Origin of the sequence: Pseudomonas cerasi, assembly GCF_900074915.1 — a bacterium.
Lineage (GTDB): Bacteria > Pseudomonadota > Gammaproteobacteria > Pseudomonadales > Pseudomonadaceae > Aquipseudomonas > Aquipseudomonas cerasi.
This window is the reverse complement of sequence record NZ_LT222319.1, coordinates 2301989-2326902: the sequence shown is the minus strand read 5'-3', so window position 1 is coordinate 2326902 and position 24914 is coordinate 2301989. Positions and strand designations below refer to the sequence as shown.

Genomic DNA, 24914 nt, shown 5'->3' with positions numbered 1-24914 from the left:
AACAATGGGTGTGGTCGCAAGGCTGGACATCGTTAAGGGATGCTCAGGAATGGGCCATACCTGCGCTGATCGACGCGGATCGCGACGTCATCATTGCGGCCTCCACTGCAGCGGGCAAAACCGAGGCGGCGTTTCTGCCCATTCTGACCCATTTGCTCAACAACACCGATGCACCAGGCGCTGTGCTCTATATCAGCCCGCTCAAGGCCTTGATCAATGATCAGTGGGACAGGCTGACACGTCTTTGCGAGCGCCTGGAAATCCCGGTGGTCGGCTGGCACGGGGACGTTTCGGCAAGCAGGAAGCACCGCTTTCTGAAATCGCCCAGAGGGATCCTGCTCATAACCCCAGAATCGCTGGAAGCCCTGTTCGTGAACCGGGGCTCGGCGCTTGCGGGGCTCTTTCAGCCCCTTCGCTATATCGTCATCGACGAATTACACGCGTTCATCGGCAGCGAGCGCGGCAAACAATTGCAGTCGCTGATGCACCGCGTAGAAACGGTTGTCGGCAAAAAACTGCCCCGCGTAGGCCTGTCTGCGACCCTGGGCGAGATGGCACTCGCCCGCGAGTTCCTGCGTCCGGGGCAAGGCCGACGCATGGACGAAATCATTTCTCGAGCCTCGGGCCAGGACCTTCAGGTTCAGGTACGCGGTTACACCATGTTGCCGATGAAGAAACTGACAGCAAACCTGCAGACGGTCGTGACAAAAGACGATGGCAACGATCAGGAAGAAGAGCAGGAAGAAGATGTCTCCGGGACCAGGCACGCCATAGCCGCGCATATGTACAAGGTGTTGCGTGGCAGTAACAATCTGATCTTTCCCAACAGCCGCGACAAGGTTGAATGGTACGCCGACCGGCTGCGGCACTTGTGCGAAAACGACGGTTTGCCGAATGAGTTCCTGCCTCACCACGGAAGCTTGTCCCGAGACCTGCGTGAAGATACGGAGCGAGCACTGAAAGCGGGGAGTCCGCCCGCCTCGGCCGTCTGCACCACGACCCTCGAACTTGGCATCGATATCGGCAACATCAAAGCAGTTGCGCAGATCGGCCCTCCGCCATCAGTGGCCAGCCTGCGCCAGCGACTGGGTCGCTCCGGGCGTCGCGCAGGTGAGCCTGCCACACTTCGCGCCTATTGCCAGGAAGACACCCTGACACCTGATTCGGACCTCTCGGATCAGCTCCGGCAAAACCTGGTGCAGACGATCGCCATGATTCGATTATTGATCGAGAAGTGGTTCGAACCTCCGAGAGCCAACGGCCTACACGCCTCAACGCTGGTTCAGCAATGCCTGTCGACGATTGCACAGCAAGGTGGTGCACATGCCTCGCAGCTGTGGAATGAGCTGATAGCGAGCGGAACATTTGCAGCCGTTGATAAAACCGACTTCATGGCCCTTCTCAAGGCGCTGGGTGAAAATAAACTGATCGTCCAGGACAGCTCTGGCCTGCTATTACCTGGCGAGATCGGTGAAAAGCTGGTCAACCATTATGAGTTCTACAGCGCGTTCAGCAGCGACGAGGAATTCAGGCTGCTTCGCGATGGCAGGCCGCTAGGTTCCATTCCTGTCAGTCGCCCGCTGATCTTGGGGCAACGCATCATCTTCGCAGGTAAACGCTGGCAGGTCATGGATGTAGACCTGGAAAAGAAAGTCATTGCGGTCAAACGCGCCCGTGGCGGCGAACCTCCGGTATTCGACGGGCTGGGCGCCAAAATCCATGACCGGGTGCGTGAAGAAATGCGCGCGGTACTCACGGAAGTCACCCCCTGCCCGTTCCTCGATGCCAATGCACAGGCCCTGCTGGCGGAAGCGCGCCAGACCTTTCACCGGCTGGGGCTGGCTGACCAGCGCCTGACGGGTTCGACCTCAAGCAGCTACCTGCTGACCTGGGCAGGCGACTACACCAATGATGCGCTGTGCCTGCTGCTCAACCAGGCTGGGGTCATGTGCACAGCGTCGGGGTTGGTACTGGAAATCAGCGCTTCTCAGGAAAGCGTGCTGGCAGCACTGGCCAGAATTGCAGAGCTGGATGCGACCGATGTGGAGCCCCTGCTGAAAGATGTGAAGAATCTGATCCGGGAGAAGTGGGACTGGGCCCTGCCAAAATCGCTGTTGATCAAATCATTTGCCTCCAGCCAGCTGGATATACCCAACGCGATTGCGCTTGCGAAGACATTGACGACCTGACGGCAGGCCTGGCGGCTCGGCGCGCGCCGTCTGATATATTGATGCGCATCCCGTATTAATAGATCGACCTTCAAATGCCCATCAATTTCGACCTCAACGACCTCCAGGCATTTCGTGCCGTGGTCGAGAATGGCAGCTTCCGCAAGGCCGCTGAAACCGTACAGATCACCCAGCCTGCGCTCAGTCGGCGGATAGAAAAGCTCGAATCTGCGCTGAATGTGAAGCTGTTCGAGCGGACCACCCGCAGGGTCAGCCTGACCACGGTTGGCCGCGCATTTCTGCCTCAGGTCGAGCGCATTCTGGACGATCTGGACAGCGCATTGATGACCATCGACGGCGTCGGCTCCACGCGTATGGGCAGCGTGACGATTGCCTGCGTGCCTTCAGCCGCCTATTACTTCATGCCTCAGGTGATCAGCGCCTTCCACCAGCTGTTTCCGAAAATCAGAATTCGGGTCATGGACGCCAGCGCCAATGAGGTCAACAGTGCGGTTGCCCTGGGCGAAGCCGATTTCGGGGTGAGTTTCAGCGGCAATCTGGCGCCGGAAGTGGATTTCGAACTGCTGCTGCAGGAACGCTACGTGATGGCCTGCAGACGGGATCACCCGCTGGCAATGTGCGAAAGCGTCAGTTGGGAGGAGATGTACCGTCACGATTACATCGCCCTGGACATCACTTCAGGTAATCGTCTGGTGCTGGATCAGGCGCTGGCCCCGTCGCGCCCGCATAAGGAAAGCATCTGCGAAACCCGCCATGTCACGACCATGATCGGCCTGGTGGAGGCCGGGCTTGGCGCGGCTGCGGTGCCGTCGATTGCCATGCCGATGACCGCTCACCCGTTTCTGGTGAGCGTGCCATTGGTTGCGCCCGAGGTGATGCGCAATGTGGGGCTGCTCAAGCGTCGTGGCAGGACCTTGACACCGGCAGCCCTCGAGCTGGAACAGCTGGTCAGGAAAATGCCGTCACGCTCAGCGGGGAACTGAATCCAGCCCGGTAGACTGCACCGTGGCCTGGACTTTCGGGGAGGCCAGGTAATCCAGCAAGGCCTTCGCCTCCTTCGGGTGCTCGGCATTGACCGGGATGCCCGCGGCATAACGGGTAACCGACTGAACGTCTTCCGGGATCTTCGCCACGAACGTCACGCCGGGAATCGGCAGCAGCTCAGCAACCTGTTGAAAGCCCACTTCGTAGTCGCCCTTGGCAACCACCGAAGCAACCGGGATGCGCTCGATCATCTTGCCCTTCGGCGCGAGTTCCTTCTCGATACCGAGCTTTTTGAAAAGCTCTTTTTCGATGTACACGCCACTGGCGCTGTCGGAGTAAGCCACCGACTTGGCCTTGAGCAAGGTCGCCTTGAGCTCACTGTCGGTGCCAATCGCAGGCTTGGCCGCACCCTCCTTCACCACCATTCCGATACGCGAGTCAGCCAGCTCGACCCGCGATGCCGGGTCTACCTTGCCTTGCTTGATCAGATCATCCAGCGCATAGCCGACCATGATCACCACATCGGCGTGCTCGCCACGGGCCAGACGATTCGGGATGGCCTCGGGCGCCTTGCCCATCGATGGGCCGAGAATGGTGTCCAGCGAGTCCCCGGAAGACGCCGCGTATTGCGGTCCGAGCAGTTTGTAGGCAGCCGTAAAGCCGCCGGAGGTCATGACCTTGAGCTGTTCAGCCTGCGCCGCCGCACTGACCGCGATACAGCCGAGAAAAAGCGCGGCCAATTGAGTTTTGTATAACGATTTCATAGTGATTTTCCTTGATTAAACAGCCAGTTGCGGGCGGGTCGAGATGTGCCGGTAGAGCACCAGTGTGGCACCCAGCGCACAGGCTGCAGCGAACGTCATCCAGTAAGCAGGTGCAGCCTTGTCGCCGGTGAGGTGGATCAACCAGGTCGAGATCGCCGGAGTGAAACCACCGAAAACCGCCGTCGCCAGGCTGTAGGCCAGAGAAAAACCGGCAACACGCACCTCTACCGGCATGATTTCCGTCAACGCTGGAATCATCGCGCCGTTATACAACCCGTAGAGGAACGAGAACCACAACAGCACTTCCAGCATATGAGCGAAGCTGGGCGCCAGGGCGAGGAAAGACAGCGCCGGGTAAGCACTGATGATGGTCAGCAGCGTCATCGCGACCAACAGTGGCTTGCGCCCGAAACGGTCGCTCAACATGCCGCCGACCGGCAGCCAGATAAAATTGGAGACACCGACCAGCAACGTCACCAGCAGCGCATCGGAGGTACTCAGATTGAGTACGGTTTTGCCGAATGTCGGTGCATAGATGGTGATCAGGTAAAACGTGGTAGTGGTCATCGCCACCATCAGCATTCCGGCAATCACCACGCGCCAGTTTTGCAGCAGCGTCGCGAACACCTGCCGCATGGTCGGCCGGTGAGCGCGTGTGGCGAACTCTTCGGTTTCCTGCAGGCTGCGGCGCAGCAGAAAAATGAACGGGATGATCAGGCAGCCGATGGCGAACGGAATTCTCCAGCCCCAGTCAGCGACAGCAGCAGGTGCCATCCATTGGTTCAAGCCGTAACCCAGTGCAGCGGCAACAACGATTGCCACCTGCTGGCTACCTGACTGCCAGCTGGTATAGAAGCCCTTGCGGCCGGGTGTCGCCATCTCCGCCAGATACACTGACACGCCACCCAACTCGGCACCGGCAGAGAAGCCTTGCAGCAAGCGGCCGACCAATACCAGTGCAGGCGCCCACAGGCCGATGCTTGCGTAACCGGGCACCAGAACGATCAGCAACGTGCCACTGGCCATGATCGACAGCGTCACAATCAAGCCTTTGCGCCGACCGACGTCATCGATGTAAGCGCCCAGAATAACGGCACCCAACGGACGCATCAGGAAGCCCGCACCAAAGACCGCGAAGGTCATCATCAGCGAAGCAAACTCACTGCTGGCCGGAAAAAAGGCGGAGGCGATCTGGGTGGCGTAGAAGCCGAACAGGAAGAAGTCGAATTGCTCGAGGAAATTACCGGAGGTAACCCGAAATACCGCGCCTGCCTTCGACCGGGAGGATTCTTTTCGTAATGAGGATGAGCCGTGCATCAGTGTTCTCCAGCGATCTTATTAGAGTGTTGTAAGCGCTTGTGAGGAAGGAGTCTGCCGGACACACTTTGAAACGATAAGTGCTATGTTTTCATCGATTGATGCCTAATGGACATCAATCCAGGCGTAAACCGTTGCATCCCGGCCCAGCGCTTGCAGGTCAACACGCGCCAAACTCACACGCCAGCCCTTGAATTCTTTATCATTGCGCATGTTTTGTTGGCAGAGCCGATCATGAAATTCGCCATCTCCCTTTTTTCCGCCGCCCACGCGCCGTCCTCTCGGCGAGCCTTGCAGTTCGCCAGGGCGGTGCTGGCAGGCGGGCATGAAATTGTCCGGTTGTTCTTTTACCAAGACGGCGTACACAGCGCGTCGGCCAACGTCGTAACGCCGCAGGACGAGCAGGATATGGCACGGCAGTGGCGTGACTTCATCGTCGAGCACAAGCTGGACGGCGTGGTGTGCATTGCCGCCGCGTTGCGCCGCGGTGTGCTCGACACGCAAGAGGCCGAGCGTTATCAGCGGCCGGCGGCAAACCTGCGCGAGCCATGGGAATTGTCCGGGCTGGGCCAGTTGCACGATGCCATGCAATCGGCTGATCGCCTGATCTGCTTCGGAGGGCCATGAGATGCCCAGATCACTATTGGTTGTCAGCCGTCAGTCGCCGTGGTCCGGTCCAGGTGCCCGCGAAGCACTGGATATCGTACTGGCGGGCGGGGCATTCGATCTGTCGGTAGGCCTGCTGTTTCTGGACGACGGGGTTTTTCAGTTGTCGCCACAGCAGTCGCCCAACGCCCTGCAACAGAAAGACCTGACCGCAAACCTGAAGGCCCTGCCGATGTTCGGTGTCGAAGACCTTTACGTCTGCGGACAGAGCCTGGCCGAGCGCGGCATCTCTCCTGGCGTATTGAGCGAAGAGATGAGCCAACTGACCACGCGCGCGGAATTGTCAGCGCTTTTTGACCGGTACGACGAGGTGATCACGATCTGATGGCTACTTTGCACGTTCTCTCTCACTCGCCGTTTGCCGACACCCGGCTGGACAGTTGCCTGCGCTTGCTGGGCAATCAGGATGGCGTACTGCTCTGTGGCGATGCCACCTATGCGCTGATGCCGTCCAGCACGCAACTCAAAGCCCTTCAGTCGTTGGTCGACTCATCGCAACTGTTCGCCCTCGACGAAGATCTCAGCGCACGCAATCTGCCCCTCCCCGCCGGAGTCAACAGCCTCGATTATCCGGCGTTCGTGGAACTGTCTCTTCGCTTCGACAAGGTCAATACCTGGTTATGAAACAGTTGAACATTGACGGGCGCAGCATCGAACTGGACAAGGATGGTTTTCTGCAAGACCTCAGCGACTGGTCGCTGGACGTCGCTCACGCCTTGTCCGCCGAGGAAGGTATCGAGCTAAGTGCCGAGCACCTTGAAATCCTCGAACTGCTGCGCGGCTTTTACGCCGAGTTCCAGCTTTCGCCCGCAACGCGGCCGCTGATCAAATACACCGCGCTGAAGCTGGGTGCGGAAAAAGGCAACAGCATGCACCTCAACCGCCTGTTCAACGGCACTCCCGCCAAACTCGCCGCCAAGCTGGCGGGCCTGCCAAAACCGACCAATTGCATATGAATGATTACGCTGCGCTTGTCACTGAAACACCTGAAGAACATCCTTTTGCGACCTTCGTTCGCATTCTGGGCAAAGGCAAACGTGGCGCGCGCAACCTGACTCGCGAGGAAGCACGGGAAGCCATGGGCATGCTGCTCGATGAAAAAGTCGAGGACACCCAGCTCGGGGCTTTTCTGATGCTGCTGCGCCACAAGGAAGAAAGTCCCGAGGAACTGGCGGGGTTTACCGAAGCGGTGCGTGAACGTCTCAACGCTCCCGCCATGCAGGTCGACATCGACTGGCCGACCTACGCCGGGAAAAAACGTCATCTGCCCTGGTATCTGCTGGCAGCCAAATGCCTGGCGCAAAACGGCGTCAGGATCCTCCTGCACGGCGGCGGCGCGCATACCGCAGGGCGCCTGTACACCGAGCAGTTGCTGGACCTATTGAAGATCCCGCTGTGCCGCAACTGGTCAGCGGTCAAGACCTCGCTTGAGCAAGAACATCTGGCGTTCATTCCGCTCGCCGACTGGGCACCGCAGTTGCAACGCATGATCGATCTGCGCAACACGCTGGGGCTACGCTCGCCCATTCATTCGCTGGCACGCATTCTTAATCCGCTGCAGGCGCGCTGCGGCCTGCAAAGCATTTTTCACCCGGGCTATCAAAGCGTACATCGCGATGCCAGCAGCCTGCTCGGTGACAACGCCATCGTGGTCAAAGGTGATGGCGGCGAAATCGAGATCAACCCTGACACCATCAGCCACCTGTACGGCACCACCGGCGGTCAGCCGTGGGATGAAGAATGGCCAGCGCTCTCACCGCGCCGCCACGTAAAACCGGCGACGCTCGACCCGCAGCAACTGCTGGCCTTGTGGCGAGGAGAGATCGAAGACAGTTACCCGCAATTGGCATTGATATCGACCATGGCGCTCGCCTTGCGCGGCCTGGGCGCTGATCGTGACGAAGCCTTCGCCAAAGCGCAGGTGTTCTGGGATCGCCGCGACACGAATCTATGACCCGTCGGCCTTTCGGCAATGAAAGGCCATAATCCAGTCGAACCGATGCACCTGCGCTGACCTCCAAGCTCTATAACCTGGAAATGGGAGTCAGACATGGGCCTTCTGGTCGAAGGACACTGGCAAGACCAGTGGTACGAAAGCAGCAAAGATGGCGCATTTCAGCGCGAAAATGCTCAGCGACGCAGTTGGGTCACCCCCGATGGACAGCCGGGACCGTCAGGTGCAGGCGGGTTTGCTGCGCAGGCGGGCCGCTATCACCTCTACGTGTCTCTGGCTTGCCCGTGGGCACACCGCACGCTTATTTTGCGCAAGCTCAAGGGCCTGGAAAGCCTGATCGATGTTTCGGTGGTCAGTTGGCTGATGCTGGAAAACGGCTGGACCTTCGATCAGCAGAAAGGCTCCAGCGGCGATGCACTGGATGACCTGCAGTTCCTTCACCAGCGCTACACCGCCGACGACCCTCGATACACCGGCCGCGTCACCGTTCCGGTGCTGTGGGACAAGCAGCAGCAATGCATCGTCAGCAACGAATCTGCGGAAATCATCCGCATGTTCAACTCCGCATTCGACGAGCTGACCGGCAATACGCTGGATTTCTACCCGCAAGCGTTACGCGCGAGCATTGACGAACTCAACGAGCAGATCTACCCGAAGGTCAACAACGGCGTTTACCGGGCTGGTTTCGCCACCTCGCAGGGCGCGTATGAGGAGGCGTTCGACGATGTGTTCGCTGAACTGGACGTGCTGGAAAACCTGCTCGGCGAAAAGCGCTACCTGACAGGCAAACACCTCACTGAAGCCGACATACGCCTGTTCACCACCATCGTGCGCTTCGATTCAGTGTATTACAGCCACTTCAAATGCAACCTGCGGCGCATCGCGGACTACCCCAATCTCAGCAACTGGCTACGCGAGCTTTATCAGTGGCCGGGAATCGCAGAGACAGTGAGTTTCGAGCACATCAAAGGGCATTACTACGGGAGCCATCGCACCATCAACCCGACCGGCATCATACCGAAGGGGCCAGCACTCGATCTGCAGGCAGATCACGATCGTGAGCGACTTTCCGGTGAAGGTGTATGGAGCAACTGAAGTAGCCGGAGAAGTGGTGGATAGCCCGGACGGGCTACCCACCAATGGCATTAGAGAGTCGCCTGAGCGCCCTCGAACCACGCCAGCTTTTCACGCAATTTGACCACCTCACCAATGATCACCAGCGTCGGCGCATGAACATCATGCTCGGCGACCAGTTGCGGCAAGTTTGCCAAGGTACCCGTGAACACACGCTGATTGACGGTGGTGCCCTGCTCAACCAGCGCAGCAGGCGTGTCGGCAGAGCGACCGTGCCGGATCAATTGCTCACAGATAACCGGCAAACCGATCAGCCCCATGTAAAACACCAGTGTTTGCGCAGGCGCTACAAGGTCTGACCAGGGCAGATCTGTCGTACCGTTTTTCAAGTGCCCGGTGATGAAGCGCACCGATTGCGCATGATCACGGTGCGTCAACGGTATACCCGCATACGCCGCGCAACCGCTGGCAGCGGTGATGCCAGGCACCACCTGAAACGGAATGCCATGCGCCGCCAGCTCTTCGATTTCCTCGCCGCCACGGCCGAAGATAAACGGATCCCCGCCCTTCAGACGCACCACTCGCTTGCCCTGTTTTGCCAGTGCCACGAGTTGCTGGTTGATCTGCTCCTGCGGAACGGCATGCTCCGCACGGCGTTTGCCAACGTAAACACGCTCGGCATCACGACGGCACAGGTCAAGAATCGTTGGCGCGACCAGGCGGTCATACAGCACCACATCCGCCTGCTGCATCAGGCGCAAGGCGCGAAAAGTCAGCAAATCCGGATCACCGGGACCCGCACCCACCAGATAGACCTCACCGGTCTCAGAAGGCGGCTCGCCGGCAATCTTGGCGATCAGCATACGTTCGGCTTCAGCACCCTGCCCGGCCAGCTGGCGGTCGGCAATGGCGCCCTGAAAAACATCCTCCCAGAACGCTCGGCGCTGCTGCACATTCGGAAACAGGCCTTTGACCTGATTGCGAAAGCGCGCAGCCAGTCCGGCGAGCTGCCCGTAGCTGGAGGGAATCCAGGTTTCCAGCTTGGCGCGAATCAAACGTGCCAGCACCGGCGCATCGCCGCCACTGGACACGGCGATCACCAGCGGCGAGCGGTCGACGATGGCCGGGAAGATCACCGTACACAACGCCGGGGCGTCGACTACGTTGACCGGAACGCAACGCAAGCGGGCATCGCGGGACACCTGAGCATTGAGCGGCTCATCGTCCGTCGCCGCAATGATCAGCACGCAACCATCGAGGTCGCACTCGCTGTATCCGCGCAGGATCATCTCACCGCCGCTCTGGACAACCAGTTCGCTCAGTTGTGCCTCGACTTCCGGCGCAACCACGCGCAGCACTGCACCGGCGTCGGCAATCAGGCGTGATTTGCGCAGGGCAATTTCACCGCCGCCAACCACCAGCACCCGGCTGCCACGCAGGTTATGGAACAGCGGCAGAAATTCCATTTAACCGATGACCTCAAGGCCGCCCATGTACGGCTTGAGCACTTCAGGCACACGAATCGAACCGTCCGCCTGCTGATAGTTCTCCAGCACTGCCACCAGTGTGCGACCTACCGCCAGGCCCGACCCGTTGAGGGTATGGACCAGCTCCGGCTTGCCGGTTTCCGGGTTGCGCCAGCGAGCCTGCATGCGACGCGCCTGGAAATCACCGCAGTTGGAGCAGGAAGAGATTTCGCGATATTTGTCCTGGCTCGGAATCCAGACTTCCAGGTCGTAGGTCTTCACCGCACTGAAACCCATATCGCCGGTGCACAGCGCCAGCGTGCGATAAGGCAGTTCAAGCAGTTGCAGCACGCGTTCGGCGTTGCCGGTCAGCGACTCAAGCGCGGCCATGGAGTCGTCAGGCGCAACGATCTGGACCATCTCGACCTTGTCGAACTGGTGCTGGCGAATCATGCCGCGGGTATCACGCCCGGACGCGCCCGCTTCACTACGGAAGCAAGGGGTGTGGGCAACAAACTTGAGAGGCAGCTGTTTGGCATCGAGAATTTCACCCGACACGATATTGGTCAGCGATACTTCGGCAGTCGGGATCAGGTACAGATCGGCTTCGCCTTCGCGGGAGATCTTGAACAGGTCTTCCTCGAACTTGGGCAACTGACCTGTGCCCTGCAACGCTGGAGCCTGCACCAGATAGGGCGTGTAGGTCTCTTCGTAGCCGTGCTCGTTGATGTGCAGATTGATCATGAACTGTGCCAGGGCACGGTGCAGACGCGCGATCGGGCCACGCAGCAGCGCAAAGCGCGCGCCGGACAGCTTGGCGGCAGTCTCGAAATCCAGCCAGCCGAACTTCTCGCCCAGCGCAACGTGATCCTTGACCTCGAAATCGAAATGCGTCGGCGTACCCCAGCGACGCACTTCGACGTTGCCCTCTTCGTCGGCACCGACCGGCACGGATTCGTGAGGCAGGTTCGGGATGCTCAGCACCAGCGCATCCAGCTCGGCCTGAATGCCGTCCAGCTCGACCTTGCCTTCGCTCAGCTCGTTGCCCATGCGCTCGACATCAGCCATCAACGGCGCAATATCTTCGCCGCGCTGCTTGGCCTGACCAATGGATTTGGAACGTGCATTGCGCTCGGCCTGCAGCTGTTCGGTGCGGGTCTGCACCACCTTGCGCTGAGCTTCCAGCGATTCAATGCGCGCCACATCCAGTGTGAAACCACGGGAAGCCAGGCGATCCGCTACGTCCTGAAGTTGAGTACGTAACAGTTTGGAATCGAGCATATCGTTCTCTCGTCTATCAAAGTCTGGTCAGGGACAGGCCAGCCCAGGTTGCGAGCAGCCCGCCGAATACGCTGATACCGGCATAGCCGAGGGCCAGCGGTACCTGCCCGCTTTCCAGCAGGCGCAGCGTATCCAGTGAAAAGGATGAAAAGGTCGTCAGACCGCCTACAAAGCCGACAAGCAAGCCGGCACGAATTTCGATGGGCACTTCCGGACGCAGCAGAAACAGTCCGTACAGTACACCGATGATCAGGCACCCGACGATGTTGACCGCCAGCGTCGCCGCGTAAAAATAACGTGGCCAGTTGGCGCTGACCCAGGTGCCAGTCGCAAAGCGCAATAATGTACCAGCGATCCCGGCAATCGACACCGCAAGAATAGTCTGAATCATCACTTTCTCCGCTTACGAGGGCTGGCATCGTCCAATGCGTTCAGATGCCTGAGCTTTTCGCCGATCTTGAGTTCCAGACCGCGAGGTACAGGCTGGTAATACTGCCGTGGCTCCAGCTCGTCTGGAAAGTAGTCTTCGCCAGCCGCATAAGCATCGGGCTCGTCATGGGCATAGCGATATTCTTCACCGTAACCGAGCTGCTTCATCAGCTTGGTAGGCGCATTGCGCAAGTGCAGCGGAACCTCCAGCGAACCGTGCTCGCCCGCTTCACGCATGGCCGCCTTGAACGCCATGTAGACCGCGTTGCTTTTCGGCGCGCAGGCGAGATAGACAATGGCCTGCGCGACCGCCAGTTCGCCCTCGGGACTGCCGAGGCGTTCCTGTACATCCCAGGCGGACATGCACAACGGCAGCGCGCGAGGATCGGCATTACCGATGTCTTCACTGGCCATGCGCACCACGCGGCGCGCCAGATACAGCGGATCACAGCCGCCGTCGATCATCCGCGCAAACCAGTACAGGGCCGCATCGGGATTGGAACCGCGAATCGACTTGTGCAGCGCCGATATCTGGTCGTAGAACGCCTCGCCGCCCTTGTCGAAGCGGCGTCGACTGTCACCCAACAGGCTCTGCAGCAGCCCGACATCGATTTCGCTGCCGTCTTCGGCCAGATCCGAGGCGTTCTCCAGCAGGTTGAGCATGCGCCGACCGTCGCCATCGGCGGCGGACATCAGAATCGCAAACCCCTCATCGCTCAGGGTCAGCTGCCGCTTGCCCAGCCCGCGCTCTTCGGTCAGGGCACGATTGACCAGCTTGCGCAGCGCCGCCTCGTCCAGGCTTTTGAGCACGTAGACACGCGCCCGGGACAACAGGGCGTTGTTGAGTTCGAACGACGGGTTTTCGGTGGTCGCGCCGATAAAGATCAGCGTGCCGTCCTCGACGTAAGGCAGGAAGGCATCCTGCTGTGACTTGTTGAAGCGGTGCACTTCGTCGACGAACAGGATAGTACGCTTGCCGTACTGTCCGGCCTGTTGACGGGCGACTTCGACGGCCTGGCGGATTTCCTTGACCCCGGCGAGCACTGCCGAAACCGTCTCGAAGTGCGCGTCCGACACCTTGGCCAGAAGCTTCGCCAGGGTGGTTTTACCGACGCCGGGCGGGCCCCAGAAAATCATCGAGTGCAGTGCGCCCTGCTCCAGCGCCTCACGCAGGGGCTTGCCGTGGGCAAGCACATGTTCCTGACCGACATATTCATCCAGGTTGGTAGCACGCAAACGTGCAGCCAGAGGCTGAGCTATCGGTTCGCGGCTGAACAGATCCATGGTCAGAAATCGGCCCTTTTATTCTTGAATGACATCAGCGCCCTTGGGAATCTGAAACTGAAACTTGCTGGCTGCGATCGACTCGTTGGCCTTGACCCCGGTGAACAGGATATTGGTGCGCTGACCCACGCTATCGATCAACTGCATGTCGTTGATGATACCGTTGCGAAACGACAGGCGCAGACTGTCGAACAGCGTGTCCTTGGTCTTGGGCTTGAGCACGAAATCGATCACGCCACCCGCCTCTTTCGCGGTGATGTCGAAGCTTTCGCTGATCTTCGACACATCACCGGACAACAGCAAGGCTGGAGTCTGGGTCAGGCGCTGGTCGAGCTTCTTGATCGTGACCTGCTCCAGATCAGGGTCCCACAGCGAGACTTTCTTGCCGTCCGAGACCATCAACTGTTCCTGTGGCGCATCGGTATGCCAGTTGAACAGGCCTGGGCGTTGCAGCGCCATTTCGCCGGTGGTTTCCTGCAACTGGGTACCGCCACCGTCCAGCGTCAGTTGCGAGAAACGAGCGGTCAGGGTCTGGGATTTCTCCAGCAACTGAGTCAGGCGCGCCACGTCTTTGCTGTCGGCATGGGCGGGGATCATGGAGAAGGTCAGTGCGGTGGCCAACAGCATGCGGATAAGGCGCATTGGATTCCTCTTTGAAGTCGATGATGATGCGACAGCGTGACGTGCACGCCGTCGCCGCAATACGGGGTGATAAAAATCAGTCGCGCACCGGCCCGGGGGCCAGGACTTCGCGCGAACCGTTGGTATTCATGGAGGTCACGACCCCTGCCATTTCCATCGCTTCGATCATGCGCGCTGCGCGGTTATAGCCGATCTTCAACTTGCGCTGTACGGCAGAAATCGAGGCGCGACGGCTTTCCAGCACAAACTTGACGGCCTCATCGTAAAGCGCGTCGCTTTCGCTGTCTTCACTGCCTTCGCCGCCACCGCCATCAAAGCCACTGCCGGGCTCTTCGACGCCAGCGAGAATATCGTCGTTGTAGTCCGGAGAACCACGCAGCTTCCAGGCTTCTACCACGCGATGCACTTCTTCATCGGAAACGAACGCGCCATGCACACGGATCGGCAGGCTGGTGCCCGGCGGCATGTACAGCATGTCACCGTGGCCCAACAGTTGTTCGGCGCCACCCTGGTCGATGATGGTCCGCGAATCGATCTTGCTCGACACCTGGAACGCCATACGCGTCGGAATGTTGGCCTTGATCAGACCGGTGATCACATCCACCGACGGACGCTGGGTCGCGAGGATCAGGTGAATCCCCGCCGCACGCGCCTTCTGGGCGATACGCGCGATCAGCTCTTCGACCTTCTTGCCGACGATCATCATCATGTCGGCGAACTCGTCCACCACCACGACGATGGTCGGCAGTTTGCTCAGCAGCGGCGCTTCGTCATGAATGCTTTCGCGCTTGTACAGCGGATCGGCAAGCGGCTCGCCGGCATCCTGAGCTTCCTTGACCTTCTGATTGAAGCCGGACAGGTTACGTACGCCCATCTTCGCCATCAGCTTGTAGCGGCGCTCCATCTCGGCAACGCTCCAGCGCAAGGCGTTGGCGGCGTCCTTCATGTCGGTGACCACCGGACACAACAGGTGCGGAATACCTTCGTAGATGGACAGCTCGAGCATTTTCGGGTCGATCATGATCAGCTTGGCGTCTTCCGGGCCGGACTTGAACAGGATCGACAGGATCATGGCGTTCACACCCACCGATTTACCGGAACCGGTCGTACCGGCCACCAGCAGGTGGGGCATCTTCGCCAGATCGGTAATCACCGGCTTGCCGCCGATATCGTGGCCCAGCGCCAGGGTGACGGGCGACTTGGCGTTATCGTATTCAGGTGTGGACAACACCTCGGAGAAACGCACGATCTGGCGGTCTTCGTTAGGGATCTCGATACCGACGGTGGTCTTGCCCGGAATCACCTCGACCACACGAACGCTGGTCACGGCGAGCGAGCGCGCAAGGTCCTTGGCGAGGTTGGAAATGCGGCTGACCTTGACGCCGGCAGCTGGCTGGATCTCGTAGCGAGTAATCACCGGACCGGGATGGATGGAGTCTACCGACACCTCCACACCGAATTCCTTGAGCTTGATTTCCAGCAAATGACCGATGGCCGCCAGAGACTCCGGGGAATAGTTGAGCTGCTTCTTCTCTGCCGGGTCGAGGATGGAAATCGGCGGCAGCGTGCCTTCCACTGCGCTGTCCACGAACAGCGGGGCCTGCTTTTCCTTCATGACGCGCTTGCTGGGCTCTACAGGCTTCGAAGGCGCTGGCGCGATGACCGCAGGCACGTGCTTTTCGCGCTCGGTCATGTGTTTGCTCAACGACGCTTCACGCTCCACCAGGCGCTCTCTGGCCTTGGCCTGCTCGCGACGATCGGGCGCCACAGGCGCCACCACATCGTTGACACGCATGTCCACCTCACGCAACTGCGCAACCATCTGCTTGCGCTCGGCACGGGCGGTCCACCAGCGGTTCGCAGCGCCTTGAAACAGTTCGAACAGATCGAGGGTGATCTTGCCGGTGACATCCATCACCTTGAACCAGGACAGGTCGGTAAACACCGTCAGGCCGAACAGAAACAGGGCAATGAACAGCAAGGTGCTGCCTTGAATATTCAGGGCTTTCTTGGCCAGATCGCCGAGCACTTCGCCCAGCACACCGCCTGCCGAACCCGGGAAACCGGCCGAAAAATGGAAGTGAATATGCGCCAGCGCAGCACCCGCGAGGATCAGGAACACCAGCCCGATCAGGCGCCAGGAAAACAGCCAGCCGCTCCATTGCCAAGGCTCATGGCGATGGCGAAACACCTGCCAGGCCTTGATCGCCAGCAACAGTGGGAAGATGTAGGCGAAGTAGCCCAGAACCATGAACAGAATATCGGCACAGAACGCACCTGCACGCCCTGCGGCATTCTGAACCTGCGCCGCATTGCTGCTGGTGTGGCTCCAGCCGGGATCGCTCTGATCGTAGGTCAGCAAGGCCATCATCAGATACAGGCACAGTGCGCCGAAGGCGATCAGGGCCCCTTCCTTGAGCCGGTAGTGCAATTGCTGCCGCCAAAGCGGGACAGCGCTGGGTGCGGGGGTGGATTTCTTCAAAACGCTTTATTTCCTGCGCGGTAGCGCGAACATCTCGTTGATTGACCAGAAACGGCTGTCGGACGGCACTGACGGCTCCCGAATGGACAGGGAGTGCAGACAGCGGGAAAGCCTGTCGACAGACGCTTGAATGATAACGCCCAAAACAGGCATTGTACGGCTTTACAGCCACTTGAGTCTGTACGAAAACACACCATCTCCACTTCAGACGGTTCCGCAAGACACAACATGCTTTCACCTTCACTGATGATGTTCAATTTGAGCATGCATTACGTTTTGTGACAAAGGCTTATGGAGTGTTTCTATCAACGGCCCGCAACTTGAACGACCATACGACCGCTGCGAGACTCGCGCCCTACCGCATGCACAAGGTACGCGCCATAATGACAACCGCTTGTGACCACGCCTGTCGCACAGAGTTGCACTTACAGACAGGTGCGCCCTCCCCTTCCGCAAAGTTGTGATGCCATGCTGACCTGGTTGAACCGCAACAGCCTCGATTTTCCGCCACTGGAAAAAGCCCTCCGCGAACCCAACGGCTTGCTTGCCGCAGGCGGAGACTTGTCGGCCGATCGCCTGATCAGCGCCTATCGACACGGCTGCTTTCCCTGGTTTCAGGACGGTCAGCCGATTCTCTGGTGGTCCCCCGATCCGCGCACTGTGTTATTTCCCGAAGAACTGCACGTCTCGCGAAGTCTTGGCAAGGTTCTGCGCCAGTCGCGCTATCGGGTGACCTTCGATCAGGACTTCGCCAGCGTGATCACGGCCTGCGCCGCCCCTCGCAGTTATGCCAACGAAACCTGGATAACCGGCTCGATGCAGGAGGCCTATATCGAGCTGCACCGCCGTGGACATGCGCACAGCGTCGAGGTCTGGGATCAGGATGAGCTGGTCGGTGGGCTTTATGGCCTGGCAATGGGGCAGCTGTTTTTCGGCGAATCTATGTTCAGCCGGGCAGATAACGCCTCCAAGGTCGGCTTTGCCACCCTGGTAGAGCATTTGACTGAATGGGGATTTGTGTTGATCGACTGCCAGATGCCCACTCAGCATCTGCACAGCTTCGGCGCGCGCGCCATTCCTCGGCAGACTTTCGCCGATTACCTGTCCCGCCATCTTGATCAGCCGACCGACGCTGACTGGTCAGCTAGGCGAGTTTGACAGGCTGGCATACACTCATGGGTAAGGATTCACCATTAGGCGACGACCATGACAGAGCTGGCGAGGCTGAAGTTTTATGCCACTCAACCGCACACCTGCAGTTACCTGCCCGAAGAGCAGGCGACGACCCTGTTTCTGGACCCCAGCCAGCCGATGGATGTACAGGTCTATGCCGACCTGTCGGACATGGGTTTTCGCCGCAGCGGTGATCACCTTTATCGCCCGCACTGCCAGAACTGCAGCGCCTGTGTACCCGCACGCATTCCGGTAAACCTCTTCGTTCCCGACCGTCAGCAAAAACGTATTCTGAAACGCAATGCCGACATTCAGGTGCAAAGCGCCAAACCTGTTTTCACTCAGGAATACTTCGATCTTTATCAGCGTTATATTGAACAACGGCACGCTGACGGCGACATGTTTCCGCCGAGCCGGGAGCAATTTTCGACATTTCTGGTTCGCGACCTGCCTTTCTCGCGCTTTTACGAATTTCGTGTCGATCAACGTCTGCTGGCAGTTGCCGTCACCGACCTGCTGCCCAACGGGCTTTCGGCGGTCTATACGTTCTACGAACCCGATGAAGAACGCCGCAGTCTGGGCCGTTACGCCATTTTGTGGCAGATCGCCGAAGCGGCCAGGCTGCAACTGCAGGCGGTGTACCTCGGCTACTGGATCAAGAACTGCAAAAAGATGAATTACAAGACTCAATATCGCCCCATCGAGCTGCTCACCAATCAAAGATGGGTCACTCTGTATTGAACCCCTTGGCTTAAACTGGTTTTTTCGGGCACAATGCACGCCGCTTTTGCCTGGCGCCACTTGCACCGGGCCACTCATTTGTATACCGAGGGCTTTACTGCATGTCGAAAGAAGACAGCTTCGAAATGGAAGGCACTGTCGTCGACACCCTGCCCAACACCATGTTTCGCGTGGAGTTGGAAAACGGGCACGTCGTAACCGCGCATATCTCCGGCAAGATGCGCAAGAATTACATCCGTATTCTGACCGGTGACAAAGTGCGTGTAGAGCTGACGCCTTACGACCTGAGCAAAGGGCGCATCACCTACCGCGCTCGCTAAACAGGTATTAACGAAAACGCCCGGCATAAGCCGGGCGTTTTTGTATGCCTGTTTTTTACAATCGATGTCCTCGACCTGCCCCGCATCCGTCAATGAGGCGGGGCGAGGCGTCGGCTATCAGGCCATTTCTGCCGTGGTTTCGAAATCGAAGGTGATCTCGCCATCCTTGATATCGATGTGAACCACGCCGCCATGCTCTGACAGTTCGCCGAACAGGATCTCTTCGGCGAGAGGCCGTTTGATCTTGTCCTGAATCAGGCGAGCCATCGGTCTGGCACCCATTGCCGCATCGTAACCACCCTGCGCCAGCCAGCTTCTCGCCGCCTCGGACACTTCGAGCAGTACGCGCTTGTCTTCCAGCTGGGCCTGAAGCTCGGTGAGGAACTTGTCGACCACGCTCTTGATGACTTCGTGGCTGAGGCGACCGAACTGAATGATGGTATCCAGACGGTTGCGGAACTCTGGCGTGAAGCTCTTCTTGATCACTTCCATCGCATCGGACGAGTGGTCCTGATGCGTGAAACCGATCGAAGCGCGCGCAGCAGACTCAGCCCCGGCGTTGGTGGTCATGATCACGATCACATTGCGGAAGTCCGCCTTGCGCCCGTTGTTGTCGGTCAGCCTACCGTGGTCCATCACCTGCAGAAGCAGATTAAAGACTTCCGGGTGAGCCTTTTCGATTTCATCGAGCAACAGCACACAATGTGGCTGGCGGGTAATGGCCTCGGTCAGCAGACCGCCCTGGTCGAAACCGACGTAACCCGGAGGCGCACCGATCAGACGGGAAACGGTATGCCGCTCCATGTACTCGGACATGTCGAAACGAATCAACTCGACGCCCAGTGCCTTGGCCAACTGACGCGCCGCCTCGGTCTTGCCGACGCCCGTAGGACCGGCAAACAGGAACGAACCGACCGGCTTGTCAGGCGATTTAAGACCTGCACGGGACAGCTTGATCGCAGTCGACAACGAATCGATGGCCGCATCCTGCCCGAAGACGGTGAGCTTGAGATCACGCTCCAGGTTACGCAGCAGTTCCTTGTCGGAGCTGTTGACGTGTTTTGGCGGAATGCGCGCGATCTTGGCGACAATGTCTTCGACCTGAGGCACATCGATGCGCTTGACGCGCTGCTCGACAGGCTGCAGACGCTGATAGGCACCCGCCTCATCGATCACGTCAATGGCCTTGTCAGGCATATGACGATCATTGATGTAGCGCGAGGCGAGCTCGGCGGCGGCGCGCAGGGCTTCGTCGCTGTATTCGATGCTGTGATGCTGCTCGAAACGGCTTTTCAGGCCGCGCAGGATGCCGATGGTGTCCTCGACCGAAGGCTCGGACACATCGACTTTCTGGAAGCGACGCGCCAAGGCACGATCCTTCTCGAAAATCCCGCGAAATTCCTGAAAGGTCGTCGAACCGATGCAACGGATCTCGCCGGAAGAAAGCAGTGGCTTGAGCAGGTTGGAAGCATCCATTACCCCGCCGGACGCTGCGCCAGCACCGATGATCGTGTGGATCTCGTCAATGAACAGGATCGCCTGAGGACGCTTGCGCAGTTCATTGAGCAACGCCTTGAAGCGCTTCTCGAAATCGCCGCGGTATTTCGTCCCGGCCAGCAACGCGCCCAGATCGAGCGAGTAGACGACGCTGTTGGCAAGCAGGTCAGGCACCTGATTGTCGACGATGCGCTTGGCCAGACCTTCGGCGATGGCCGTTTTACCGACACCCGCTTCACCGACCAGCAAAGGATTGTTCTTGCGGCGACGAGCCAGAATCTGTGCCACCCGCTCGACTTCGCTTTCGCGGCCGACCAGTGGATCGATGCGCCCCTGACGCGCCAACTCGTTCAGATTGCTGGCATAGGCATCCAGAGGATTGCCTGAGGAAGATGCTTCACCGCCCTCGTCGTCCTGCATATCCTGTTCACCTTCAGAAGAGTGTTCGCCATGCCCTGGAACCTTGGAGATACCGTGGGCGATATAGTTGACGACATCAATCCGGGCCACGCTCTGCTGCTTGAGCAGAAATACGGCCTGGCTTTCCTGCTCACTGAAAATCGCAACCAGCACGTTGGCACCGGTCACTTCGCGCTTGCCGGAGCTCTGCACGTGGAAGACTGCCCGTTGCAGCACGCGCTGAAACCCGAGCGTCGGTTGTGTCTCGCGGTCCTCGTCATGAACGGGGATCAGCGGAGTGGTGGAGTCGATGAACTCCTGCAGATCATGCTTGAGTTTATCGAGGTTTGCGCCGCAGGCACGCAGTACAGTGGCTGCAGCCTCATTGTCCAATAGAGCCAGCAGGAGATGCTCGACCGTCATGAACTCATGACGCTTCGAACGTGCCTCCTTGAAGGCAAGATTGAGGGTGACTTCGAGCTCACGGTTTAACATAGCTTCACCTCATACCCAAGTGGTCGGCGTTTAACCGTCCTTCTCGATCTCACAGAGTAGCGGATACTGGCTCTCCCTGGCGTATTGATTGACCTGCATTGCCTTGGTCTCGGCGATGTCGCGGGTAAACAATCCGCAGACTGCCCGTCCCTCTGTATGGACGGCCAGCATGACTTTGGTAGCCAGCTCACGATTCAGGTTAAAAAACACCTCGAGCACTTCTACGACGAAATCCATCGGGGTGTAGTCATCGTTGAATAAAACCACCTTGTACATCGGTGGCGCCTGCAGGGTCGGCTTGGCGTCCTGCACCGCAATGCCCGCCGAGTCGTCCTCGTGCGACTGCGGATCATCCTGATTGAATGTTAGTCGAATCTTGCTGAATGCATGCATGGAAAGAAATGTTCGTTTGAGGGCGGATTGAGCAATTTAGTCGCAGTCTGAACGGTTTTTAAATGGGCTGCCACATGACCTTGACTATCAGCTAAACGGTGTTACAACCAATAGAGCCCACATTGGGTAAAAAGGGTCCGCACAGTCAACCAAAATTTTTTGGGTGGGCAGCGGATTGAAGTGGATGATACTCCTGACGGAGTCCTTTGCAGAGGGAGATGGTGATGATTGAAGGAAAAGTCAAGTGGTTCAACAATGCAAAAGGGTTTGGGTTCATAAACGCTGAAGGCAAGAGTGACGAGGACCTGTTCGTTCATTTCTCGGCTATCGAAATGGAAGGTTACAAAACCCTCAAGGCTGGCCAGAAAGTCAGATTTGAAGTCGCCCACGGCCCTAAAGGGCTGCAGGCAATAAAAATCAACAGCTCGGAAGAGAAAAAGCTGGATCCGGCAAAGGACACGCAGCCGCTGCTTCAGCAGGACCACGCTCACGCGGACGCCTGATGCTCGTGTTGAAAAAGTCAGTTGATGTATAACGGCAGCCATCAGAGCAGCCGAACTGCCAGAAGCACGCAATGAGCTTTGCCGGACACATAAAGAGACAGCTATGTTGGTCTGCTTTATACCCGTCGCGCTCCACAGGGTATCGAATTAGCGGTTGTTGCACCGCGGATGCCCAGACTCCAGGACGTTCATATGGCCTGCGCAGCCCAGCCCGTACAATGGAAGTTCGCCCCTCTCCCATCGAATTCGCCCTACCTTCAGGCCTGCTGGGGCCGATGCGCCAGCCACTCCGATTGCCTGTCTGGCAAACCGCACGTTCGACCAACGGCGGATATTCATTTTTCGATAGCTCGCATAGCATTAATGCTTGGTGCCAATGGTTTGATATACTCGCGCCGTGACCGCAGAGTCATCAAGGCCGACCCGTCCGAATTCTGACCCTCGGCCTTCCTTATGCGTCGGGCTGCTACCTGACCCGACAGCTTGACGCTCGACTGATGCACCCAACATCACCGCGAATAAACCTCGACCTGGCTCATGGCCGAACCGTGGGCAAGCGCGCTTAGAATGCGCGTATCGAGATTTTGTGCATGCTCAGCAAAAGAGAGTTAATACGAATGTCCAACCGCTCGAAGATCATCTACACCTTCACCGACGAAGCTCCGGCCCTCGCCACCTACTCCCTGCTGCCTATTATCGAAGCGTTCACAGCGACCTCCGATATCGACGTGGAAACACGCGACATTTCTCTGGCGGGCCGTGTTCTTTCCAGCTTCCCGGAATTGCTTGCCGACAAAAAAGTGCCGGATCATCTCGCCGAGCTGGGCAAACTGGCTACCACGCCAGAAGCCAACATCATCAAGCTGCCTAACATCAGCGCCTCGGTCCCGCAATTGAAGGCGACCATCAAGGAGCTTCAGAATCAGGGCTACAACATCCCTGACTACCCTGAAAATCCTGCCACTGACGCGGAAAAAGAAACCCGCGCACGCTACGACAAGACCAAGGGCAGCGCCGTGAACCCGGTTCTGCGCGAAGGCAACTCTGATCGCCGCGCCCCGCTGTCGGTCAAGAACTACGCGCGCAAGCACCCGCACAAGATGGGCGCCTGGTCAGCTGACTCCAAGGCTCACGTTGCACACATGAGCAACGGCGACTTCTACGGCAGCGAGAAAGCCGCCGAGATCGCGGCCGACAATACCGTCAAGATCGAACTCGTCGCTCAGGACGGCACCACCACCGTTCTGAAGGAAAAAACCGCCGTCAAGGCTGGCGAAGTCGTCGACTGCTCGGTCATGAGCGCCAAGGCCCTGCGCAGCTTCATTGCTGCCGAAATCGAAGACGCCCGCAAGCAGGGCGTGCTGTTTTCGGTGCACTTGAAAGCGACCATGATGAAGATCTCCGACCCGATGATGTTCGGCCAGATCGTCGACGAGTTCTACAAGGATGCGCTGACCAAGCACGCTGATACGCTCAAGCAGATCGGCTTCAGCCTGAACAATGGCATCGGCGACCTGTACGAGCGCATCACTAGCCTGCCCGCTGACAAGCAGGCAGAAATCAAGGCTGATATCGAAGCGGTCTACGCCGTTCGCCCACAGCTGGCGATGGTCAATTCCGACAAGGGCATCACCAACCTGCACGTGCCGAGCGACGTCATCGTCGACGCCTCAATGCCGGCAATGATTCGTGACTCCGGCAAGATGTGGGGCACAGACGGTCAGTTGCACGATGCCAAGGCCGTGATTCCGGATCGCTGCTACGCCACCATCTATCAGGCAGTCATCGAAGACTGCAAGAAAAATGGCGCATTCGACCCGACCACCATGGGCAGCGTACCGAACGTCGGCCTGATGGCTCAGAAGGCCGAAGAGTATGGCTCCCACGACAAGACGTTCCACATTCAGACCAACGGCGTTGTTCGTGTAACTGACAGCCAGGGCAACCTGCTGATGGAGCAGAAGGTCGAAGCGGGCGATATCTGGCGCATGTGCCAGGCCAAGGACGCGCCGATTCAGGACTGGGTGAAACTGGCCGTCAATCGTGCCCGCGCCAGCAATACCCCGGCTATCTTCTGGCTGGATTCGTCCCGCGCCCATGACAGCGTGATGATCGAAAAAGTGCGCAAGTACCTGGGCGACCACGACACATCGGGCCTGGATATCCAGATCCTGTCACCTGTCGACGCGATGAAGCTGACCCTGGAACGCACTCGCGCAGGCAAGGACACCATTTCGGTCACGGGTAACGTACTGCGCGACTACCTGACCGACCTGTTCCCGATCATGGAACTGGGCACCAGCGCGAAGATGCTGTCGATCGTTCCACTGATGAACGGCGGCGGCCTGTTCGAAACCGGCGCAGGTGGTTCGGCTCCGAAGCACGTGCAACAGTTCGTCGAGGAAAACTTCCTGCGCTGGGATTCGCTGGGTGAATTTCTGGCTCTGGCAGCGTCCCTCGAGCATCTGGGCCATGCCTACAACAATCCGAAAGCACTGGTTCTGTCCAAGACCCTCGACCAGGCCACTGGCGAGTTCCTGGACCGTAACAAGTCGCCTTCGCGCAAGGTCGGCGGTATCGATAACCGCGGCAGCCACTTCTACCTGACCCTGTTCTGGGCTCAGGCACTGGCGGCTCAGAACGACGATGCAGACCTCAAGGCGCAGTTCGCACCTCTGGCGAAAACCCTGACCGACAACGAAGAAAAAATCGTTGCCGAGCTGAACGCGGTTCAGGGCAAGCCGGTAGACATTGGCGGCTACTACTTCCCTAACCCGGAAGTCACCAGCAAGGCCATGCGCCCGAGCGCCACGCTCAACGCGGCTATCGCCGCGCTTTAAGAGGCAATCCGAGGCGGTGCA

Annotated in this window: 23 protein-coding genes; 13 read left to right on the top strand and 10 right to left on the bottom strand. The window is 58.7% G+C overall.

The window, feature by feature from the left end:
- Positions 1–8 precede the first annotated feature (8 nt).
- Both PCPL58_RS13150 and PCPL58_RS13145 read left to right on the top strand, forming a co-directional pair.
- Positions 9–2189, top strand: a complete 2181-nt coding sequence (locus tag PCPL58_RS13150) for a DEAD/DEAH box helicase (RefSeq protein ID WP_065349578.1) — start codon at positions 9–11, stop codon at positions 2187–2189.
- Positions 2190–2263: 74 nt separating this feature from the next.
- A complete protein-coding gene (locus PCPL58_RS13145; RefSeq protein ID WP_065349577.1) occupies positions 2264–3172 on the top strand; it encodes a LysR family transcriptional regulator in 909 nt (302 codons plus the stop codon).
- Here the strand turns inward: PCPL58_RS13145 and PCPL58_RS13140 are convergent.
- Positions 3158–3937, bottom strand: a complete 780-nt coding sequence (locus PCPL58_RS13140) for a substrate-binding domain-containing protein (RefSeq protein WP_003371792.1) — start codon at positions 3935–3937, stop codon at positions 3158–3160. The two genes, PCPL58_RS13145 and PCPL58_RS13140, sit on opposite strands and share 15 nt — an antisense overlap.
- Before the next feature lie 15 nt (positions 3938–3952).
- The gene (tcuC, locus tag PCPL58_RS13135) at positions 3953–5254 is read right to left on the bottom strand and encodes an MFS transporter (protein ID WP_003435999.1); all 1302 of its coding nucleotides are present in this window, start codon (positions 5252–5254) and stop codon (positions 3953–3955) included.
- A 234-nt stretch (positions 5255–5488) separates the two neighbouring features.
- Here tcuC and tusD point away from each other — a divergent pair, with 234 nt between their 5' ends.
- The 6 genes from tusD (at position 5489) to PCPL58_RS13105 (ending at position 8969) form a co-directional block, all read left to right on the top strand.
- Positions 5489–5881 (top strand): sulfurtransferase complex subunit TusD, encoded by a 393-nt coding sequence (gene tusD / locus PCPL58_RS13130; RefSeq protein ID WP_065351043.1) that lies wholly within the window; start codon positions 5489–5491, stop codon positions 5879–5881.
- A gap of 1 nt (position 5882) precedes the next feature.
- Positions 5883–6245, top strand: a complete 363-nt coding sequence (gene tusC, locus PCPL58_RS13125; protein ID WP_065349576.1) for a sulfurtransferase complex subunit TusC — start codon at positions 5883–5885, stop codon at positions 6243–6245.
- Positions 6245–6544 (top strand): sulfurtransferase complex subunit TusB, encoded by a 300-nt coding sequence (gene tusB / locus PCPL58_RS13120; RefSeq protein WP_065349575.1) that lies wholly within the window; start codon positions 6245–6247, stop codon positions 6542–6544. Before tusC ends, tusB begins: the two co-directional genes overlap by 1 nt.
- Positions 6541–6876, top strand: a complete 336-nt coding sequence (locus PCPL58_RS13115; protein ID WP_003317943.1) for a TusE/DsrC/DsvC family sulfur relay protein — start codon at positions 6541–6543, stop codon at positions 6874–6876. Before tusB ends, PCPL58_RS13115 begins: the two co-directional genes overlap by 4 nt.
- Positions 6873–7874 carry a glycosyl transferase family protein gene (locus PCPL58_RS13110; protein WP_058417281.1) on the top strand — a complete coding sequence of 334 codons (1002 nt, stop codon included), beginning with the start codon at positions 6873–6875 and terminating at the stop codon, positions 7872–7874. The genes PCPL58_RS13115 and PCPL58_RS13110 overlap by 4 nt, the downstream gene beginning before the upstream one ends.
- A 96-nt stretch (positions 7875–7970) precedes the next feature.
- Entirely contained in the window at positions 7971–8969 is a 999-nt protein-coding gene (locus PCPL58_RS13105) for a glutathione S-transferase family protein (protein WP_058417280.1), read from the top strand.
- Positions 8970–9019: 50 nt separating this feature from the next.
- Here PCPL58_RS13105 and cysG read toward each other — a convergent pair whose 3' ends face one another.
- The 6 genes from cysG to ftsK form a co-directional block, all read right to left on the bottom strand.
- Positions 9020–10414 (bottom strand): siroheme synthase CysG, encoded by a 1395-nt coding sequence (cysG, locus tag PCPL58_RS13100; protein ID WP_003436001.1) that lies wholly within the window; start codon positions 10412–10414, stop codon positions 9020–9022.
- Positions 10415–11695, bottom strand: coding sequence for a serine--tRNA ligase (gene serS, locus PCPL58_RS13095; RefSeq protein WP_003436002.1), 1281 nt, complete (start codon positions 11693–11695; stop codon positions 10415–10417).
- Between the two features lie 16 nt (positions 11696–11711).
- A complete protein-coding gene (gene crcB, locus PCPL58_RS13090; RefSeq protein ID WP_003317947.1) occupies positions 11712–12086 on the bottom strand; it encodes a fluoride efflux transporter CrcB in 375 nt (124 codons plus the stop codon).
- Complete coding sequence (locus PCPL58_RS13085) at positions 12086–13408, bottom strand: replication-associated recombination protein A (protein WP_003405078.1); 1323 nt, start codon at positions 13406–13408, stop codon at positions 12086–12088. The genes crcB and PCPL58_RS13085 overlap by 1 nt, the downstream gene beginning before the upstream one ends.
- Positions 13409–13426: 18 nt before the next feature.
- Positions 13427–14050, bottom strand: coding sequence for an outer membrane lipoprotein periplasmic chaperone LolA (lolA, locus tag PCPL58_RS13080; RefSeq protein ID WP_003371767.1), 624 nt, complete (start codon positions 14048–14050; stop codon positions 13427–13429).
- Positions 14051–14126: 76 nt separating this feature from the next.
- Complete coding sequence (gene ftsK, locus PCPL58_RS13075; RefSeq protein WP_003371765.1) at positions 14127–16532, bottom strand: DNA translocase FtsK; 2406 nt, start codon at positions 16530–16532, stop codon at positions 14127–14129.
- A 468-nt stretch (positions 16533–17000) separates the two neighbouring features.
- On the opposite strand from ftsK, the gene aat reads away from it, so the two are divergent.
- The 3 genes from aat to infA all read left to right on the top strand — a co-directional run bounded on the left by aat (position 17001) and on the right by infA (position 18766).
- Positions 17001–17690 carry a leucyl/phenylalanyl-tRNA--protein transferase gene (aat, locus tag PCPL58_RS13070; RefSeq protein ID WP_044308822.1) on the top strand — a complete coding sequence of 230 codons (690 nt, stop codon included), beginning with the start codon at positions 17001–17003 and terminating at the stop codon, positions 17688–17690.
- A 48-nt stretch (positions 17691–17738) separates the two neighbouring features.
- A complete protein-coding gene (locus tag PCPL58_RS13065; RefSeq protein ID WP_065349574.1) occupies positions 17739–18446 on the top strand; it encodes an arginyltransferase in 708 nt (235 codons plus the stop codon).
- A gap of 101 nt (positions 18447–18547) precedes the next feature.
- Positions 18548–18766 (top strand): translation initiation factor IF-1, encoded by a 219-nt coding sequence (gene infA / locus PCPL58_RS13060; protein WP_002553999.1) that lies wholly within the window; start codon positions 18548–18550, stop codon positions 18764–18766.
- Between the two features lie 117 nt (positions 18767–18883).
- Here infA and clpA read toward each other — a convergent pair whose 3' ends face one another.
- Entirely contained in the window at positions 18884–21157 is a 2274-nt protein-coding gene (gene clpA, locus PCPL58_RS13055; protein WP_065349573.1) for an ATP-dependent Clp protease ATP-binding subunit ClpA, read from the bottom strand.
- A gap of 30 nt (positions 21158–21187) precedes the next feature.
- Positions 21188–21550: an ATP-dependent Clp protease adapter ClpS gene (clpS, locus tag PCPL58_RS13050; protein WP_065349572.1), complete on the bottom strand. Its 363-nt coding sequence runs from the start codon at positions 21548–21550 to the stop codon at positions 21188–21190.
- A gap of 218 nt (positions 21551–21768) precedes the next feature.
- Between clpS and PCPL58_RS13045 the strand changes: the two genes are divergently transcribed.
- Positions 21769–22053, top strand: coding sequence for a cold shock domain-containing protein (locus PCPL58_RS13045; protein ID WP_032609879.1), 285 nt, complete (start codon positions 21769–21771; stop codon positions 22051–22053).
- A 617-nt stretch (positions 22054–22670) separates the two neighbouring features.
- On the top strand, positions 22671–24893 hold the full coding sequence (locus PCPL58_RS13040) for an NADP-dependent isocitrate dehydrogenase (protein WP_065349571.1): 2223 nt from the start codon (positions 22671–22673) through the stop codon (positions 24891–24893).
- Positions 24894–24914: the final 21 nt, after the last annotated feature.

Bases quoted from the DNA above. Each gene is read 5' to 3' on its own strand.
- PCPL58_RS13145 (WP_065349577.1), top strand. From the start codon at position 2,264: ATGCCCATCAATTTCGACCTCAACGACCTCCAGGCATTTCGTGCCGTG.
- PCPL58_RS13140 (WP_003371792.1), bottom strand. From the start codon at position 3,937: ATGAAATCGTTATACAAAACTCAATTGGCCGCGCTTTTTCTCGGCTGT.
- tcuC (WP_003435999.1), bottom strand. From the start codon at position 5,254: ATGCACGGCTCATCCTCATTACGAAAAGAATCCTCCCGGTCGAAGGCA.
- tusD (WP_065351043.1), top strand. From the start codon at position 5,489: ATGAAATTCGCCATCTCCCTTTTTTCCGCCGCCCACGCGCCGTCCTCT.
- tusC (WP_065349576.1), top strand. From the start codon at position 5,883: ATGCCCAGATCACTATTGGTTGTCAGCCGTCAGTCGCCGTGGTCCGGT.
- tusB (WP_065349575.1), top strand. From the start codon at position 6,245: ATGGCTACTTTGCACGTTCTCTCTCACTCGCCGTTTGCCGACACCCGG.
- PCPL58_RS13115 (WP_003317943.1), top strand. From the start codon at position 6,541: ATGAAACAGTTGAACATTGACGGGCGCAGCATCGAACTGGACAAGGAT.
- PCPL58_RS13110 (WP_058417281.1), top strand. From the start codon at position 6,873: ATGAATGATTACGCTGCGCTTGTCACTGAAACACCTGAAGAACATCCT.
- PCPL58_RS13105 (WP_058417280.1), top strand. From the start codon at position 7,971: ATGGGCCTTCTGGTCGAAGGACACTGGCAAGACCAGTGGTACGAAAGC.
- cysG (WP_003436001.1), bottom strand. From the start codon at position 10,414: ATGGAATTTCTGCCGCTGTTCCATAACCTGCGTGGCAGCCGGGTGCTG.
- serS (WP_003436002.1), bottom strand. From the start codon at position 11,695: ATGCTCGATTCCAAACTGTTACGTACTCAACTTCAGGACGTAGCGGAT.
- crcB (WP_003317947.1), bottom strand. From the start codon at position 12,086: ATGATTCAGACTATTCTTGCGGTGTCGATTGCCGGGATCGCTGGTACA.
- PCPL58_RS13085 (WP_003405078.1), bottom strand. From the start codon at position 13,408: ATGGATCTGTTCAGCCGCGAACCGATAGCTCAGCCTCTGGCTGCACGT.
- lolA (WP_003371767.1), bottom strand. From the start codon at position 14,050: ATGCGCCTTATCCGCATGCTGTTGGCCACCGCACTGACCTTCTCCATG.
- aat (WP_044308822.1), top strand. From the start codon at position 17,001: ATGCTGACCTGGTTGAACCGCAACAGCCTCGATTTTCCGCCACTGGAA.
- PCPL58_RS13065 (WP_065349574.1), top strand. From the start codon at position 17,739: ATGACAGAGCTGGCGAGGCTGAAGTTTTATGCCACTCAACCGCACACC.
- infA (WP_002553999.1), top strand. From the start codon at position 18,548: ATGTCGAAAGAAGACAGCTTCGAAATGGAAGGCACTGTCGTCGACACC.
- clpA (WP_065349573.1), bottom strand. From the start codon at position 21,157: ATGTTAAACCGTGAGCTCGAAGTCACCCTCAATCTTGCCTTCAAGGAG.
- clpS (WP_065349572.1), bottom strand. From the start codon at position 21,550: ATGCATGCATTCAGCAAGATTCGACTAACATTCAATCAGGATGATCCG.
- PCPL58_RS13045 (WP_032609879.1), top strand. From the start codon at position 21,769: ATGGTGATGATTGAAGGAAAAGTCAAGTGGTTCAACAATGCAAAAGGG.
- PCPL58_RS13040 (WP_065349571.1), top strand. From the start codon at position 22,671: ATGTCCAACCGCTCGAAGATCATCTACACCTTCACCGACGAAGCTCCG.